The organism is Amycolatopsis sp. NPDC051758 (assembly GCF_044453095.1).
Lineage (GTDB): Bacteria > Actinomycetota > Actinomycetes > Mycobacteriales > Pseudonocardiaceae > Amycolatopsis.
The window spans coordinates 302,336-317,099 of the sequence record NZ_JBITCJ010000001.1; the positions used below are offsets into that span (position 1 = coordinate 302,336).

17 protein-coding genes are annotated in these 14,764 nt (G+C 68.4%); 2 read left to right on the forward strand and 15 right to left on the reverse strand.

Going from position 1 to position 14,764, the window contains the following annotated elements; all coding sequences use genetic code 11:
- Nucleotides 1-44: 44 nt before the first annotated feature.
- Nucleotides 45-1,211 (forward strand): hypothetical protein, encoded by a 1,167-nt coding sequence (locus ACIA5G_RS01535; RefSeq protein ID WP_395920280.1) that lies wholly within the window; start codon nucleotides 45-47, stop codon nucleotides 1,209-1,211.
- A gap of 40 nt (nucleotides 1,212-1,251) precedes the next feature.
- Nucleotides 1,252-3,408, forward strand: coding sequence for a carbamoyltransferase HypF (gene hypF / locus ACIA5G_RS01540; RefSeq protein ID WP_395920281.1), 2,157 nt, complete (start codon nucleotides 1,252-1,254; stop codon nucleotides 3,406-3,408).
- Here hypF and hypB read toward each other — a convergent pair.
- From hypB to ACIA5G_RS01615, 15 genes are read right to left on the reverse strand one after another with little or no spacing between them, the layout of a single operon-like run.
- Entirely contained in the window at nucleotides 3,365-4,060 is a 696-nt protein-coding gene (gene hypB / locus ACIA5G_RS01545) for a hydrogenase nickel incorporation protein HypB (protein WP_395920282.1), read from the reverse strand. The two genes, hypF and hypB, sit on opposite strands and share 44 nt — an antisense overlap.
- Nucleotides 4,053-4,388: a hydrogenase maturation nickel metallochaperone HypA gene (locus ACIA5G_RS01550; protein ID WP_395920283.1), complete on the reverse strand. Its 336-nt coding sequence runs from the start codon at nucleotides 4,386-4,388 to the stop codon at nucleotides 4,053-4,055. Before ACIA5G_RS01550 ends, hypB begins: the two co-directional genes overlap by 8 nt.
- Nucleotides 4,389-5,465, reverse strand: a complete 1,077-nt coding sequence (hypE, locus tag ACIA5G_RS01555) for a hydrogenase expression/formation protein HypE (RefSeq protein WP_395920284.1) — start codon at nucleotides 5,463-5,465, stop codon at nucleotides 4,389-4,391.
- Nucleotides 5,462-6,589 (reverse strand): hydrogenase formation protein HypD, encoded by a 1,128-nt coding sequence (gene hypD, locus ACIA5G_RS01560; RefSeq protein WP_395920285.1) that lies wholly within the window; start codon nucleotides 6,587-6,589, stop codon nucleotides 5,462-5,464. The genes hypE and hypD overlap by 4 nt, the downstream gene beginning before the upstream one ends.
- An 8-nt stretch (nucleotides 6,590-6,597) precedes the next feature.
- The gene (locus ACIA5G_RS01565) at nucleotides 6,598-6,870 is read right to left on the reverse strand and encodes a HypC/HybG/HupF family hydrogenase formation chaperone (protein WP_395920286.1); all 273 of its coding nucleotides are present in this window, start codon (nucleotides 6,868-6,870) and stop codon (nucleotides 6,598-6,600) included.
- Nucleotides 6,871-6,873: 3 nt separating this feature from the next.
- Complete coding sequence (locus ACIA5G_RS01570; protein WP_395920287.1) at nucleotides 6,874-7,371, reverse strand: hydrogenase maturation protease; 498 nt, start codon at nucleotides 7,369-7,371, stop codon at nucleotides 6,874-6,876.
- The gene (locus tag ACIA5G_RS01575; protein ID WP_395920288.1) at nucleotides 7,368-8,513 is read right to left on the reverse strand and encodes a hypothetical protein; all 1,146 of its coding nucleotides are present in this window, start codon (nucleotides 8,511-8,513) and stop codon (nucleotides 7,368-7,370) included. Before ACIA5G_RS01575 ends, ACIA5G_RS01570 begins: the two co-directional genes overlap by 4 nt.
- Entirely contained in the window at nucleotides 8,510-9,139 is a 630-nt protein-coding gene (locus tag ACIA5G_RS01580) for a DUF6084 family protein (RefSeq protein WP_395920289.1), read from the reverse strand. The genes ACIA5G_RS01575 and ACIA5G_RS01580 overlap by 4 nt, the downstream gene beginning before the upstream one ends.
- Complete coding sequence (locus ACIA5G_RS01585; protein WP_395920290.1) at nucleotides 9,132-9,749, reverse strand: DUF5947 family protein; 618 nt, start codon at nucleotides 9,747-9,749, stop codon at nucleotides 9,132-9,134. The genes ACIA5G_RS01580 and ACIA5G_RS01585 overlap by 8 nt, the downstream gene beginning before the upstream one ends.
- Complete coding sequence (locus ACIA5G_RS01590) at nucleotides 9,746-10,282, reverse strand: NifU family protein (RefSeq protein WP_395920291.1); 537 nt, start codon at nucleotides 10,280-10,282, stop codon at nucleotides 9,746-9,748. Before ACIA5G_RS01590 ends, ACIA5G_RS01585 begins: the two co-directional genes overlap by 4 nt.
- Nucleotides 10,282-12,066, reverse strand: coding sequence for a nickel-dependent hydrogenase large subunit (locus ACIA5G_RS01595; protein WP_395920292.1), 1,785 nt, complete (start codon nucleotides 12,064-12,066; stop codon nucleotides 10,282-10,284). Before ACIA5G_RS01595 ends, ACIA5G_RS01590 begins: the two co-directional genes overlap by 1 nt.
- 13 nt (nucleotides 12,067-12,079) lie before the next feature.
- Nucleotides 12,080-13,135 carry a hydrogenase expression protein HypE gene (locus ACIA5G_RS01600; RefSeq protein WP_395920293.1) on the reverse strand — a complete coding sequence of 352 codons (1,056 nt, stop codon included), beginning with the start codon at nucleotides 13,133-13,135 and terminating at the stop codon, nucleotides 12,080-12,082.
- Nucleotides 13,132-13,824, reverse strand: a complete 693-nt coding sequence (locus tag ACIA5G_RS01605; RefSeq protein WP_395920294.1) for an SIS domain-containing protein — start codon at nucleotides 13,822-13,824, stop codon at nucleotides 13,132-13,134. The genes ACIA5G_RS01600 and ACIA5G_RS01605 overlap by 4 nt, the downstream gene beginning before the upstream one ends.
- 19 nt (nucleotides 13,825-13,843) lie before the next feature.
- Entirely contained in the window at nucleotides 13,844-14,080 is a 237-nt protein-coding gene (locus tag ACIA5G_RS01610; RefSeq protein ID WP_395920295.1) for a HypC/HybG/HupF family hydrogenase formation chaperone, read from the reverse strand.
- Nucleotides 14,077-14,697, reverse strand: coding sequence for an SIS domain-containing protein (locus tag ACIA5G_RS01615; protein WP_395920296.1), 621 nt, complete (start codon nucleotides 14,695-14,697; stop codon nucleotides 14,077-14,079). The genes ACIA5G_RS01610 and ACIA5G_RS01615 overlap by 4 nt, the downstream gene beginning before the upstream one ends.
- Between the last annotated feature and the right edge of the window lie 67 nt (nucleotides 14,698-14,764).

Below are 14,764 nucleotides of genomic sequence, written 5' to 3' on the forward strand. Positions count from 1 at the left end.
CGTTGAGTACCAAGGCTCCGAGTCTGTCGATCCCCTGGGAGGGGATGCGAGAGCTGTTCCACAGCTGGTCGGGGAAGGGCGACCTCTTCGACGGGCTGGCAGCCGCACTGGGCGAGGATAAATTCAGCCGGTGGACCAAACGTGACGTCGAGCGGCGTGCCCACCGCGTGTTGTTCGAGAACTGCGTGGTGAGTCTTCAGCGCATGCCCGTCCGAACGCGCGACTGGCTGGCCATCATCCCGGTTCACTCGCAAGTGACCCCCGCGGCAACGCCGGCGCCACACGGACGGATCGACTGGGCGGCGACCAGGCAGACCGGGTGGCCGCCTCGCCAGTTTGTCGGGCGGACGCGGCAGCGAACTTCCGACGACGCGTTGCTGAGTGGGCTGCGGTGGACGGTTGAACGCATGCTCCTGGTGTACGGCGATGCGCGCTACGGTCGTCTGCGCGAAAAGAAGCCGGTCGTCGAAAAGCAGTTGGCGGCCCTCGATGGGCTCGTCGGTCGGCCCGAATTGCAACAGGTCGAGGCGGCCATGCCCGACCGAGCCACGATCAAGGATCTGCAACGCTCCGGACCGAAGTGGCGGCTCATCGGCGATCTGGCTGATCTCTTGCGCCAGGAAGAAACCAGCGATCTTATGGCGCTCGCCAAGGCCCAGATCATGCCGGACGCGACGATGGCCGCCGCGCTTTTCCACCTGGGGGTGTTCGGCCTCGTCCTCAGCGTGCTCAAGGAGAGCGGCGCCAAGCCGGTCAGCCTTCGCCCGCTGCGTGGAGGCGCTACCGGCGCCGCCTACGAGCTGAAGTTCTCAGGTCAGACCTGGTCACTGTGGTTCGAAGGCGCCGGAATCTGGTCCAAGCTTCGTCGAGTTGAGCCCTATGTGAACGCAACAAAAGGACTCAAGAGCCCGGGAGGGACAAAAAGTCCGGACATCCTCCTCATCAACGAAAAGACTCGTCGTGCTCTCATCGTTGAATGCAAGTACAGCGACGACTCTGAATACGTTCGCAGTGGCTACAGTCAAGCGTTGACCTACCTCGTTGAAGCGCGGACGATCATGATCGATGCCGGTGTTGCCTTTGTGGTGGCGCCCAGTGAGATGGTCTCAGCTCTCAGTACCGGTCACACCCACGCCGGACCAGTGTCGTTCTGTGCTCCTGAGCAGTTCAAGGATGCCTTCGGCGCGAACTTCGCCGATCTCTGCCGGTAGCCCGCTCGATCTTTGCTCGGACCAGGCGCAGACTGAGCGGGTGCGGGTGGCGATCAGGGTCGCTGGGGTGGTGCAGGGCGTGGGGTTTCGGCCCTTCGTCTACCAGCTTGCGCTCCGGCACCACCTCGCTGGGTTCGTGGGGAACGATGTGCATGGCGTTTTCCTTGAAACTGAAGGCACACAGGCCCAAGTAGAGGTGTTCGTCCAAGCGCTGCGGACCCAGGCGCCGCCGCTTGCGGTGGTTGAGCGGGTTGAGGTCTGCGAGATCTTGGTGACGGGGGAGCGTGGCTTCCGGATCGTCGAGAGCCCCGACGGGGGCGCCGCCGACACGCTCATCTCGGCCGACTCCGCCACTTGTGACGACTGCCTGCGCGAACTCCGCGACCCCGCCGACCGGCGCTACCGGTACCCCTTCGTGAACTGCACCCACTGCGGCCCGCGGTTCACCATCGTCCGAGGGGTGCCCTACGACCGGCCGCTCACCACCATGGCCGGCTTCGCGATGTGCGCCGACTGCAAGCAGGAGTACGAAGACCCGGCCGACCGGCGGTTCCACGCCCAGCCCGTCTGCTGCCCGGCCTGCGGGCCCACCCTGCGGTTCGAGCCCGGCGATGGTGATCCGATCCACGAAGCCGCGGCGGCCATCAACCAAGGCGCGATCGTCGCCGTGAAAGGGCTCGGGGGTTATCACCTCGCCGTCGGGGCGAGGCATGAGGAAGCCGCGAAGAACCTGCGGGCGAGGAAACACCGGGAGGACAAGCCCTTTGCCGTCATGGTTGCCGACTTGGAGCAGGCCCGGGAGCTCGCCGAAGTTGGTGAAGCGGCTGAGAAGGCGCTAAGCAGCAGGCGGCGGCCCATCGTGCTGCTCCCCAAGAAGGCCGGACTCGCCGACGCCGTGGCGCCCGGGAACCGGCGGATCGGGCTCATGCTGCCCTACACCCCGCTGCACCACCTTCTGCTGGAACTGACCGGGCCGATCGTTCTGACCAGCGCGAACGTCTCCGACGAGCCCATCGTCTACCGCGACGACGACCTCGGCCGCCTCAAAACCATCACCGACGCCTTCCTCACTCACGACCGGCCCATCCACATCCGCACCGACGACTCCGTCGTGCGCATCACCCGCGGTGCACCCCAGCTGCAACGGCGGTCACGCGGGTACGCACCCGAGCCGGTCCGTCTCAACCACGAGACGAAACTGCACCTCCTCGGCTGCGGCGCCGAACTCAAGAACACCTTCTGCCTCGCCAAAGGCCGCCACGCCTTCGTCTCGCACCACATCGGCGACCTCGAGAACTACGAGACGCTCAGGTCGTTCACCGAAGGCATCAACCACTTCAAGCACCTTTTCGACATCAACCCGGTGCTCGTCGCGCACGATCTGCACCCCGAGTACCTGTCCACGAAGTACGCACTCGACCAGGACGTCGAGCTGCTGGGTGTGCAGCACCACCACGCGCACATCGCCGCCTGCCTGGCCGACAACAATCACCAGGACCCCGTGCTCGGCGTCGCCTTCGACGGCACCGGTTTCGGGCCGGACGGCACCATCTGGGGCGGGGAATTCCTTCTCGCCGATCTGAGCGGCTACCAGCGGCTGAACCACCTGCGGCCGGTCGTGATGCCGGGCGGCGCCATGGCCATCCGGCAGCCCTGGCGGATGGCCGCGTCCTATGTGGACGAACTGGGGCGGCCCGCCGACGAAACCATCGTGAAGCTGAAACGCAGTGGCCTCAACTCACCGCTGACGTCGAGTGCGGGACGCCTCTTCGACGCCGCTGCCGCGCTGCTCGGCGTGCGGGACACGATCAACTACGAAGGCCAGGCCGCCATCGAGCTGGAACAGCTGGCCGACCCCGCCGAGCAGGCCGCCTACCCGGCGCGCGTGGACGACGTCGTCCACGGTGAGGACCTCATCGCCGCTCTTCTGGACGACACCGCCACGAAGGCCAAGCGAGCCGCGCGGTTCCACAACGGGGTCGCCGCGGTGATCGCGGACACCTGCCACCGGCTGCGGGACCACAGCACCACCGTCGCGCTGTCCGGCGGGGTGTTCCAGAACGTCCTCCTGCTCGACCGGACCGTGGAAGCGCTGGAACAAAAGGGCTTCCACGTCCTGACCCACCGGAACGTGCCGACCAACGACGGCGGGATCAGTTTCGGTCAGGTCGCCGTAGCCAGTTGTACCACTCGGTGAGGCCGTCGCCGCGGGTCGCGCTGACCGGCAGCAACGCCGCCGACGGGTTCACGCGGCGGAAGTCCCGCTCGAACTCGGAGACGTCGAAGTCGACGTAGGGCAGCAGGTCGACCTTGTTCAGCAGCACCAGGTCCGTCGCGGCGAACATGTGCGGGTACTTCAACGGCTTCCCGGGCCCCTCGGTCACCGACAGGATCACCACACGCGCCGCCTCGCCGAGGTCGAACAGCGCCGGGCAGACCAGGTTGCCGACGTTCTCGATGAACAGCGTCGACCCCTCCGCCGGCGCCAGCGAATGCACCGCCCGGTGCAGCATCGACGCGTCGAGGTGGCAGCCGGCGCCGGTGTTGATCTGCACCACCGGCGCGCCGGTGGCCTTGATCCGCTCGGCGTCCAGCAGGGTCTCCTGGTCACCCTCGACCACCGCGCAGGGCGTGTCCAGAGCCTGGATGGTCCGCTCCAGCAGCGTTGTCTTCCCGGCGCCGGGAGAGCTCATCAGGTTGATCGCGAAGACGCCGGACGCGCGGAAGTGCGCGCGGTTGTGCGTCGCCAGCTCGTCGTTCTTCGCCAAGATGTCCTGCTCCAGCACCACTGTGTGGGCTTCGTCGGTGATCCGGACGTCGCCGTCCGAGCAGCCGCAGGTGTCACACATGTCCGACCTCCACCGAGGTGATGCGCAGTTCCCGCCCGGCCAGCACCTCGACGTCGGCGCTGCCGCAGGGGCACAGCAGGATGAAGTCGTCGAGGCCGAACTCCTCGCCGCAGTCGCGGCAGCACGCCCGGCCGGACGGCTCGCTGATCTCCAGGTGCGCGCCGGCCAGCGAAGTGCCCGCGCACAGGACGTCGAAGCAGAAGCGGACGCTGTCCGGCACCACGCCGGACAGCCGCCCGATCTCCAGCCGCACGCTCGTCACGGTCGCGTCGCCGAGGCGGGCGACGATCGTGTCGACGACCGACTGCGTGATCGACATTTCGTGCATTCAGCAGATCCTCGGCAGCGGGTCCCCGACCAGCAGGTCCACGATCCGGGTGCCGCCGAACGTGGTGTTCAGCAGCACCAGCCCGGGCGGGTCGTCGGCGATCCGGCCGATCACCGCGGCGTCCGCGCCGAGCGGGTGTGAGCGCAACGCGGCCAGCGCGTCCCCGGCCTGGGCACCGTCGACGACCACCACGATCCGGCCTTCGCAGGCGACGTACAGCGGGTCGATGCCGAGCAGCTCCGACGCGCCGCGAACCTCGGTGCGGACCGGAACGGCCTTCTCGTCGACGACCACCGAGACGTCCGCGGCCTTCGCGATCTCGTTGAGGATCGTCGCGACACCGCCGCGGGTCGCGTCCCGCATCGCGCGCACCCCGGGCACCGCGGCCAGCAGGCCGGCCACCAGTTCGTGCACCGGCGCGGTGTCGGACTCCAGGTCGGCGTCGATGTCGAGTTCGCCGCGGGCCAGCATGATCGTGACGCCGTGGTCGCCGATCGGCCCGGAGACGAGGACGGCGTCCCCGGGCTTCACGGTGGCGACGCCGAGCCCGGTGCGGGTGAGCACCCCGACCCCGGCGGTGTTGATGTACACGCCGTCGGCCTTGCCGCGCTGCACGACCTTCGTGTCGCCAGTGACGATCTGGACGTTGGCCGCCAGCGCCGCCGTCTTCATCGAGTCGACGATCTTCAGCAGGTCCTCGACGGGGAAACCCTCCTCGAGGATGAACCCGCAGGTCAGGTACAGCGGCCGCGCGCCGGAAACGGCGAGGTCGTTCACCGTGCCGTTCACGGCCAGGTCGCCGATGTTGCCGCCGGGGAAGAACAGCGGCGAGACGACGTAGGAGTCCGTCGTCAGGGCCAGCCGGGCGTCGCCGATGGTCAGGGACGCCGAGTCCTCCAAGGGTTCCAGCAGCGGGTTGCGGAACGCGTCGAGGAACACCGCCTCGATCAGCGTGTGTGTCGACTTGCCGCCGGCGCCGTGGGACAGCGTGATGCGCTCTTCGCGGACCTTCGCACGCCGGCGCCGCGCCCGCTCGATCCGGTCGAGGACCTGCTGTTCGCGTTCCGTGGTGGTCATGCGCGGCTCGCTTCCCGGACGCGCTGGCGGCTGAACCGGCCGAAGTTGTAGTACGCCGCGCAGGCGCCTTCGGGGGAGACCATGCACGTCCCGATCGGCGTCTCCGGGGTGCACGCGGTGCCGAACACCTTGCACTCCCACGGTTTCAGCACACCCTTGAGCACCTCGCCGCACTGGCACGCCTTGGGATCGGCGACGCGCAGGCCGGGGATCTCGAAGATCCGTTCGGCGTCGAACTCGGCGTACTTCTCGCGGATCGCCATCGCCGAGTGCGTGATGAACCCGAGGCCACGCCACTCGAAGTACGGCCGCAGCTCCATGACCTCGTTGATGGCCTTCAGCGCGACCATGTTGCCGTTCCACGGCACGACCCGCGAGTACTGGTTCTCGACTTCGGACCGCCCGGAGGACAGCTGCAGCATCAGCATGTAGATCGACTGCAGGATGTCGAGGGGCTCGAACCCGGCGACCACGACGGGCTTGCCGTAGTCACGCGAGATGAACTCGTACGGCCGGCAGCCGATCACCGTCGAGACGTGCCCCGGGCCGATGAAGCCGTCGAGCCGCAGGTCGGGGGAGTCGAGGATGGCCTTGATCGCCGGGATGATCGTGACGTGGTTGCCGAACACCGAGAAGTTCTCGATGCCTTCGGAAGCCGCGCGCAGCAGGGTCATCGCGGTGGACGGCGTGGTCGTCTCGAAGCCGATCGCCATGAACACGACCCGCAGGTCCGGGTTCTGCCGCGCGATCTTCAGCGAGTCCAGCGGCGAGTACACCATCCGGATGTTGGTGCCCTCGGCGTTGGAGTCGAAGAAGTTCCCGCCGGACCCGGGCACGCGCATCATGTCGCCGAACGACGTCATGAGCACACCGGGCTGCCGCGCGATGTGGATGGCGTCGTCGACCCGGCCCATCGGGATCACGCACACCGGGCAGCCGGGCCCGTGCACCAGCGTGATGCTCTCGGGCAGGTAGTCCTCGAGGCCGTGTTTGTAGATGGTGTGCGTGTGCCCGCCGCAGACCTCCATGAACTTGTAGTGGCGGCCCGGCTCGCACAGCGACGTGATCTTCGCGGACAGCGCCCGCGCCTTCTCCGCGTCGCGGAATTCGTCGACGAAACGCATGGTCACTCCTATTCGATCTGGGATTCGAGCAACGCGGCCATTTCGTCTTCGTAGGCCTTGCCGATGCTTTCCAGGAAGTCCAGCGCCGCCGCGGCCTCCGCCTCGTCTATTTTGGACAGTGCGAAGCCGACGTGGATGAGGATCCACTCGCCGGGCTTCGGCGGGTCGTCTTCGAGCAGGCCGATGTTGATGAGCCGTTTGACACCGCTGACCGCGACCTTCGCGAGGTCCGGGCGCTCCTCGCTGATTTCGATGATCTCGCCCGGGATCCCGAGGCACATGGCTCAGACCTCCGTCTTTTCCTTGACCGGCAGCTGCGGGCTGGTGCCCCAGGTGAGTTCGATGACGGCGCGGACCGCGGCCGGCACCGCCGCCGCGACCGCCGGGGAAAGGCCGATCCCTTCGTCGAGGCAGTCCGGTTCGCACCCGACGATCAGCACCCGCCCGGCGTCCCCGCCGAGCAGCCGCAACAGCCGGAACACCGCTTCGGGCTGCATGCCGTGCGCGTCGATCGACGACGCCGTCGCCAGGTCGTCGGTGTCGGCTTCGATGAGCGAGAGGGTGCCGGGCGGCCGGCCGTGCGGGGTCGCGTCGAGCAGGATCGTCGTGTCGTAACCGCCCAGCAGGTCGTAGGCGAGGTGCATGCCGGCGATGCCGTAGTCGGCGATCTGCACCCACTCCGGCAGCTCGGCCTGCTCCAGCTCCTTGATGACTTCGACGCCGAAGCCGTCGTCGCCGAGGAAGATGTTGCCGATGCCGGCGACCAGTACACGTGGCCTCATTCCGCGACCTCCAAGGGCTCGATCTCGTCGGGGGAGAAGTACCGGTACCGGCCTTGCGCGTGCTGCAGGTCGGCACCGGGGTCGTCGTCGAGCGTCACCGCGATGTGTGTTGCCCCGTCCACATCGGACAAGATGACGTGCACGGTCGCGGTCTTGCCGGTGAGGAACATGTCCTGGGCGTCGGCGCCCCGCAGGTTCGGCAGCAGCCGAACCTGCGACCCCGCGGCGACGCGCACCCCGGCGACGACCACTGAAGGTTCGACCGGCCGAAGGGAGCGGACCGCGCCGTGGAGCCGCTCCAGCAGCTCGGGCGGCATCGAGTCGACGCGGTCCACGATGGCCGCCGCGCGCGGGTCGGTCGCCCGGGCCTCACGCTTCTCCTCGTCGGTCAGCGTCATCGTGCGCAGCGTCAGGATCTCGTCGATCTCGGTGCCGTCGAAGAGGTCCCCGGGGCTTTCCTCGGCGATCGACGGGTTGTCGTAGAGGATGATCGGCGACGCGAGCATGACCGTGCTGCGGGCGGTGTCGCCGATCAGGACCGGCCAGAGCCGTTCCTGCCGGCAGGCTTCGACCGCGGGTTTCGCCCACTCCGGCGGGTCCAGCATGGACAGGAAGTGCCCGGTGTCGACGCTGAGCACGAGGTGAGCGGCCAGCAGCGAATGCCGGAGAGCGTGCTCGCGGACGCCGTCGGCGGGCCACGACGTCGTGTTGTGCACCTCGACGCGCAGGCGGGCGCCGCCGAACGGCCCGTCGAGCGGTTCGACGCGCGCAGTGAGGACGCCGGACAGCGGGTGTGTCCGTTCTTCGCCTGGCACGTGGAACGCCTTCTCGGCCGGGAGTTCCGAAAGCGGCAGCTCGAAGTTGATCTCGTGCTCGACGGCCTCGTCCCACGTGAGCAACGTCCGCGTCTGCAGGAATCGCACCTTGACGTGCAGGATCGTATGGGCCAGGGGTTCCAGCAGGCACTCGACGCGCGCGGACGCGTGCTCGCCGATCTCCGCCGAGGCGTAGGACGGCGGCATCAGCACACCCCACTGCCAGCGCACCTTGTTCTTCCCGGCCGACGCGCGGTACGGGTAGAGCAGGTAACCCTCGTAGAGCACGGCGTCGCCGATGGCGCGGGCCTGGTCCCCGGCGTTCACGGCCCACCGGCCAGCAGCTGCTCGATCGCCGCTTCCCAGGTCGGGATGGCGTTCGCCGCCTTGTACTTGAGCAGTGCGTCGACCGTCTCGCGCGGCAGCTTGATCCACGCGACGTTCGGGAAGTAGCGCGCCATCAGCTCGTCCCAGACGGTCACCGGCATCCGGCACTCGGCCTGGGTGTGCCACGGCACCTGCTCGACCCAGAACCCCGGCCCGCCCTTGCCGAACACCGTGCCGCTGAACAGCAGCACCATCGGCACGACCCCTTCGGCCAGCGCGTGGAAGTACTTTCCGGCCGCGACTTCCAGGTCGTAGGTGCACGGCACCTCGGCGTCGACCTCGGTGGCGCCGGAGAACCCGGGCACCGTCACCGAGACCGTGGTGAACTGGAACGGCTTCAGCGTCTCGCCCCACCGGGCGCGCTCGCCGAAGAGATGGGTGAGCAGCTCCGACTCCTCATCGGAGTACCGGCGGCGCTGCGGCTCGATCCGGATCTGGACCCGCAGCACCATCGCGTGGACGGGCTGCCCGGTCAGCTCGGTGATCCGCAGCTTGAACGCCAGCGTCGGCGAGGCCGCGTACTTCAGCGGCCGGACGTCGACGCAGTCGAAGGTCAGCTCAGCCATCCGTCACGACCTCGCTGCGCTCCCGCAGCTTCGCGAAGAACGCGTCGATGGCTTCGTGCGCCTCGGTGCCGCCGTCGAAGCCGCGCCACGTCGTCCGGACGAGCCCGACCAGCTCGTAACAGACGTCGATCGGCACCAGGAAGCACTCGAACCCGAGGTCGAGCTGGTTCAGCAGCAGCGCTTCGACGTCGTCGGCGATGTCCGCGAACGCCGGCGTGCCGGCCAGCAGCTCGTCCCACGTGCCGAGCTCCAGCAGGGACTCGGTCGCCCCCGCCGGGCTCGGGTAGAACGCGACCGGCCGGTCCTGCACCGAGTTGCGGAACAGGAACGCCGTTTTCACCGGGATCCCCGCCGACTCCCACAACGCCGTGCCGGGGCCGAAGCGCGGTACGTGCCGGAACCGGTCCGGCACCGCGCGGTGCCGCTTCCCGCCCGCGCCGCGGTGGGTGAACAGCAGGTAGCAGCCCCGGCAGGCGCACAGGATCGTCCGGGATTCGAGGTCGATCACGTGCCCGTGCTCGGCGCCGATCGGCTCCGCGCACATCTCGCACCGCTCGCCGGGGGCGGCGCGCGGTGCGGGCGTGCGGAAGCGCCGGAGGCCGCCGGTCACCGGACCTCCACGGGGCACTCGAGGGCTTCGAGCGGCAGCAGCGGCCGGCCGCCGGGGCCGGTCTCCTCGGGCACCACACCCTCGACGACGACGTCGGAGATCTCCGGCGCCACCTCGCGGACCATCCGTTCGATGGCGTACTTCGCGGTGACCGTCGAGGACGGGCAGCCGTCGCAGGTGCCCTGCAGCTGCAGCCGCAGGACGCCGTTGTCGTCGATCCCGACGAACTCGACGTCGCCGGCGTGCGAACCCAGGTACGGCCGGACCTTGTCGAGGGCTTCGGTCACGCGCTCGTGGGTGGACTTCGGGTGCAGGTCGTGCAGCACGAGCAGACCGCGGACGTGGTCGTCCTCGGCGAGCCGGTCCAGCAGCGGCCGGTTCGCCTCGCCGACGACGTCCACGATCCGGGCCAGGCCGGCGCCGTAGAACTCGAGCAGCGTGTGGACGAGGTCCTCGGCCAGTTCGGCGTCCTTGCCGGAAAGCTCGCTCAGCAGCCGCTCGATGCGCTCGCCGACCTGGTCGACGTCGGCCATCAGGCGATCTCCCCGCCGAACGCGTGCGGGGTGTGCAGCCGCTCGATCACCTTGCCCTTGCCGGTGTACATGTGGACACCGCAGGGCAGGCACGGGTCGAAGCTGCGGACCGCGCGCATGATGTCGATGCCCTTGAAGTTCTCCTGGGTGTTCTCCTCGAAGATCGGCGTGTTCTGCACGGCGTCCTCGTACGGCCCCGGCGTGCCGAAGCTGTCGCGCACGCTGCCGTTCCACGGTGTCGGCGGGTACGGGTGGTAGTTCGCGATCTTGCCGCCCTTGATCACCATGTGGTGCGACAGCACACCGCGCACCGCCTCGGTGAACCCACAGCTCACGCCTTCGTCGGGGACCTTGAACGGCTCCCACGTCTTCGTGTTGCCCTTGCGGACCTCACCGAGTGCCTGCTCGGCGAAGTGCAGGGCCATCGCCGCCGAGTACGCCTGGAAGTACGTCCGGGCGCGGTTGCGCTCGAGCGCGTTGCTCCACTGCGGGATCTTCCACTCGAAGGCGACCTCGGGTTTGGTGGCCGTGCGCGGCAGGGTGATCGTCACGCTGTGCCCGGTCGACTTGACGTACGGCGTGTCGACGAGCCCGGCGAGCGCCGTCACCCACAGGCGGGCGATCGGGCCGCCGCCGGTGTCGAGGGCGAGGTGGTCCTTGCCGTCGAACCAGCGCGGCGACATCGTCCACGAGTACTTGCCGTCGAAGTCGCGCTTGGCCGGGCGCGGGATGGTGTGCTGGTTCCACGGGTGGCGCTGGTCGACCGGGTTGCCCAGCGGGTCCTGCGTGACGAACATCGGCTGGTCGGCCCAGTCCTCGTAGAACGAGCTGCCGAGCAGGATCCGGATGCCGAGGTTGATGTCGAGCAGGCTGGTGGTGACGAGCTTGCCGTCGACGACGATGCCCGGCGTCACGTACATCTTCCGGCCCCAGGACTCCATGTTCTCGTAGCTGAAGTCGCAGTACTCCGGGTTGTTCAGGCTGCCCCAGCAGCCGAGCAGGACGCGCCGCCGGCCGACCTCTTCGTAGCCGGGCAGGGCTTCGTAGAAGAAGTCGAACAGGTCGTCGTGCATCGGCAGGCAGCGCTTCATGAACTCGACGTAGCGCATGAGCCGGGTCAGGTAGTCGGTGAACAGCTGCACGGTGGCGACCGTGCCGACGCCGCCCGGGTACAACGTGGACGGGTGGACGTGCCGGCCCTCCATCAGGCAGAACATCTCACGCGTGCTGCGGGAAACCTGCAGGGCCTCGCGGTAGAACTCGCCTTCCAGCGGGTTCAGCGAGCGCATGATGTCGCCGATGGTCTTGTAACCGTGGTCGCCCGCGTGCGGTGCTTCGGTGCGGTTGGCCAGGTCCAGGACGCCGGGGTTGGTCTCGGCGACCATCTTCTCGCAGTAGTCGACCCCGACCAGGTTCTCCTGGAAGATGTTGTGGTCGAACATGTACTCGGCGGCCTCGCCGAGGTTGAGGATCCACTCGCCCAGGTGCGGCGGGCGGACGCCGTAGGCCATGTTCTGGGCGTACACCGAGCACGTCGCGTGGTTGTCACCGCAGATCCCGCAGATCCGGCTGGTGATGAAGTGCGCGTCGCGCGGGTCCTTGCCCTTCATGAAGATGCTGTAGCCGCGGAAGACCGACGACGTGCTGTGGCACTCGACGACGCGCTTGGCGGCCCAGTCGATCTTCGTGTAGATCCCGAGGCTGCCGACGATCCGGGTGATCGGGTCCCACGCCATTTCGACGAGGTCGGTCCGGCCCTTGGTGCTGACGCCTTTGTCCGTCATTGCCCGATCCCTTTCAGCGCCAGGAGGACTTGTAACCGGTGTTGAGCTTCTTGCCCGTGTGCCGCCACTTCGGCTCCTTGTCGAGCTTGCGCTCGGTGATCTTCCGCAGCCGCCGGATCACCGACCCGTACGCGCCGCTGGCGAACGACGACACCTGCGCGCCCGGCGGTTCGTCCATGAACGGCATGAACTTGTCCGGGAAGCCCGGCATCGTGCAGCCGATGCAGATGCCGCCGACGTTCGGGCAGCCGCCGACGCCGTTGATCCAGCCGCGCTTGGGCACGTTGCACTTGACGACCGGGCCCCAGCAGCCCAGCTTCACCAGGCACTTGGGGGAGTCGTAGGCGTCGGCGAACTGGCCCTGCTCGTAGTAGCCGCCGCGGTCGCAGCCCTCGTGCACGGTCGCGCCGAAGAGCCACTGCGGCCGCAGGTGGTCGTCGAGCGGGATCATCGGCGCCTGGCCGGCGGCCTGGTAGAGCAGGTAGGTGATGGTCTCGGACAGGTTGTCCGGGTGGGTCGGGCAGCCGGGCACGCAGACGATCGGGATGCCGGCGCCGGACTTCCAGTCCCAGCCCAGGTAGTCGGGCACACCCATGGCGCCGGTCGGGTTGCCCTCCATCGCGTGGATGCCGCCGTAGGTGGCGCAGGTGCCGACGGCCATGACCGCCAGCGCCTTGGGCGCCAAGCGATCCAGCCACTCGCTGGTCGTCATCGGCTGACCGGTCGCGGGGTTGTTCCCGAACCCGCACCAGTAACCCTCCTCCTTGATCGCCTCGTTCGGGATCGAGCCCTCGACGACCAGCACGAACGGCTCCAGCTCACCGCGGTCGGCCTTGTAGAACCACTCGATGAACGTGTCGGCCCCCTTGTCGGGGCCGCACTCGAAGTCGATCAACGGCCAGTGGACCGCGATCTTGGGCAGGCCGGGCAAAGCGCCGAGGACGATTTCCTCGATGCTGGGTTGCGTGGCGGCGGTCAGTGCGACGGAGTCGCCGTCACACGAGAGGCCGGCGTTGATCCAGAGGATGTGGATGGGCTGTTCTTCGGTCTGCTCTGCGGCATGCGTCACGGCTGATCACCCTTGGCGAGGTCGTCGAGCGCGCCGAGGGTCAGCTCCCACAGCGCGTGGTAAAGGGTCGTCTGGGCTTCCTGGATGCGGTGCACGGACGGTGACGGGACGACAAAGAGGTGGTCGATGCTGTCCAGCTCGGCCATCTTTCCGCCGTCGTAACCGGCGATGCCGACGGTCACCATGCCGCGCCGGGCGGCTTCGTCGAAGCCGCGCACCAGGTTCGCGGAGTTCCCGCTGGTGGACAGGCCCACCGCGATGTCGCCGGCCCGCCCGAACGCGCCGATCTGGCGGGCGAACACGACGTCGAACCCGATGTCGTTCGACAGGGCGGTCACCACCGCGATGTCGTTCGTCAACCCGAAGGCGGGCAACGGTTTTGCGTCCCCCGCCGGGCTGAGGAACAGGCTGGCGAGGTCCTGGGCGTCGGTCGAGCTCCCGCCGTTGCCGAAGGCGAGCAGCCGCCCGCCGCCGGCGAACGCGCGGGCGACGTCCTGCGCGCAGGCGAACAGGCGCTCGCCGTCGGCCGCCAGCACCCGGGCCCGCAGCGCGACGATCTCGCGCACCTTGTCCACAGTGGACTGTTCGACCTGATCGAGGACGGCGTCGACGTCACCGGAACCCGCGTAGAGGAACGGGTACAGCGCTTCGAGGCCGTCCGCGCCCACGGGGGACTGTTCCCGCGTCATGGCGCGTCAACTCCCTTGGTCAGGGATTCTCCAGACGGGCGATGGCTTCCCCGGCGTGCACCAGGATTCGGTCGCCGACGCCGGCCGAGACCAGCGCCACGCTCACCTCTTCCCGGCCCGAGCCGGTATCCACGACAGCGAACCCGAGGTCCAGGAGTTCGACCACGGTCACCTCGACCGCGGTGTCGGAGCAGGTGATGCACACCCCGTCATGGCAGACGGGGCCGACGTCTCTGTCGGCGTCAGAGGCGCTCACGACGCCACCTCCGGGGTCAGCAGGCCGGGCTGCTCGAAGAAGACGTGCACCAGCTCCCACAGCACGTGGTAGGTGGTCACGTGTACCTCCTTGACGACCAGGGGGTCGTCCGAGTGGGCGATGAAGACGTGGTCCAGCCCAGTAGTCGCAGCGATCGCGCCGCCGTTACCACCGGTCAGCGCAACGGTGAGCATGCCGAGGTCACGCGCCGTTTCGAGGCCGCGCTTGACACCCGCGCACTCGCCGTCGGTGGAGATGCCCAGCGCGATGTCGGCCGGTTCGCCGATGATCCGCAGCTGGTGGGCGAAGACGTCGTCGAGGCCGGTGCGGCTGGCGACCCCGGTGACCGTCGCGACGTCGGCGGTCAGCGAAATCGCCGGGAGCGCGCGCTTGCCGACGATCACCGGGTGGACGAACTCGACCGCCACGTGCTGGGCGTCGGTGCTGGGGCCGCCGTTGCCGAACACCACGAGCTTGCCGCCGCGGTGGAAGCGGCGGGCCATGTCGTGGCACGCCTCGGCGACCGTGCGCGCGTCGTCGGCCAGGGCGAGCACCGGCGCCTCGCGCCGTTCGAAAAGGGCGTTGACGGAGTCCGGGTGATTCGGTGACCACGACACGCGGCACTTCCTCGGGGCTGCTGCTCGGTGGTGGGAGCCCACCCCAGGCTAGAGGTGTGAGTTGGAT

Bases quoted from the DNA above. Each gene is read 5' to 3' on its own strand.
- ACIA5G_RS01570 (WP_395920287.1), bottom strand. From the start codon at position 7,371: ATGAGGCCACGTGTACTGGTCGCCGGCATCGGCAACATCTTCCTCGGC.
- hypB (WP_395920282.1), bottom strand. From the start codon at position 4,060: ATGTGTGACACCTGCGGCTGCTCGGACGGCGACGTCCGGATCACCGAC.
- hypE (WP_395920284.1), bottom strand. From the start codon at position 5,465: ATGACCACCACGGAACGCGAACAGCAGGTCCTCGACCGGATCGAGCGG.
- ACIA5G_RS01550 (WP_395920283.1), bottom strand. From the start codon at position 4,388: ATGCACGAAATGTCGATCACGCAGTCGGTCGTCGACACGATCGTCGCC.
- ACIA5G_RS01535 (WP_395920280.1), top strand. From the start codon at position 45: ATGCGAGAGCTGTTCCACAGCTGGTCGGGGAAGGGCGACCTCTTCGAC.
- ACIA5G_RS01595 (WP_395920292.1), bottom strand. From the start codon at position 12,066: ATGACGGACAAAGGCGTCAGCACCAAGGGCCGGACCGACCTCGTCGAA.
- ACIA5G_RS01580 (WP_395920289.1), bottom strand. From the start codon at position 9,139: ATGGCTGAGCTGACCTTCGACTGCGTCGACGTCCGGCCGCTGAAGTAC.
- ACIA5G_RS01565 (WP_395920286.1), bottom strand. From the start codon at position 6,870: ATGTGCCTCGGGATCCCGGGCGAGATCATCGAAATCAGCGAGGAGCGC.
- ACIA5G_RS01605 (WP_395920294.1), bottom strand. From the start codon at position 13,824: ATGACGCGGGAACAGTCCCCCGTGGGCGCGGACGGCCTCGAAGCGCTG.
- ACIA5G_RS01590 (WP_395920291.1), bottom strand. From the start codon at position 10,282: ATGGCCGACGTCGACCAGGTCGGCGAGCGCATCGAGCGGCTGCTGAGC.
- hypD (WP_395920285.1), bottom strand. From the start codon at position 6,589: ATGCGTTTCGTCGACGAATTCCGCGACGCGGAGAAGGCGCGGGCGCTG.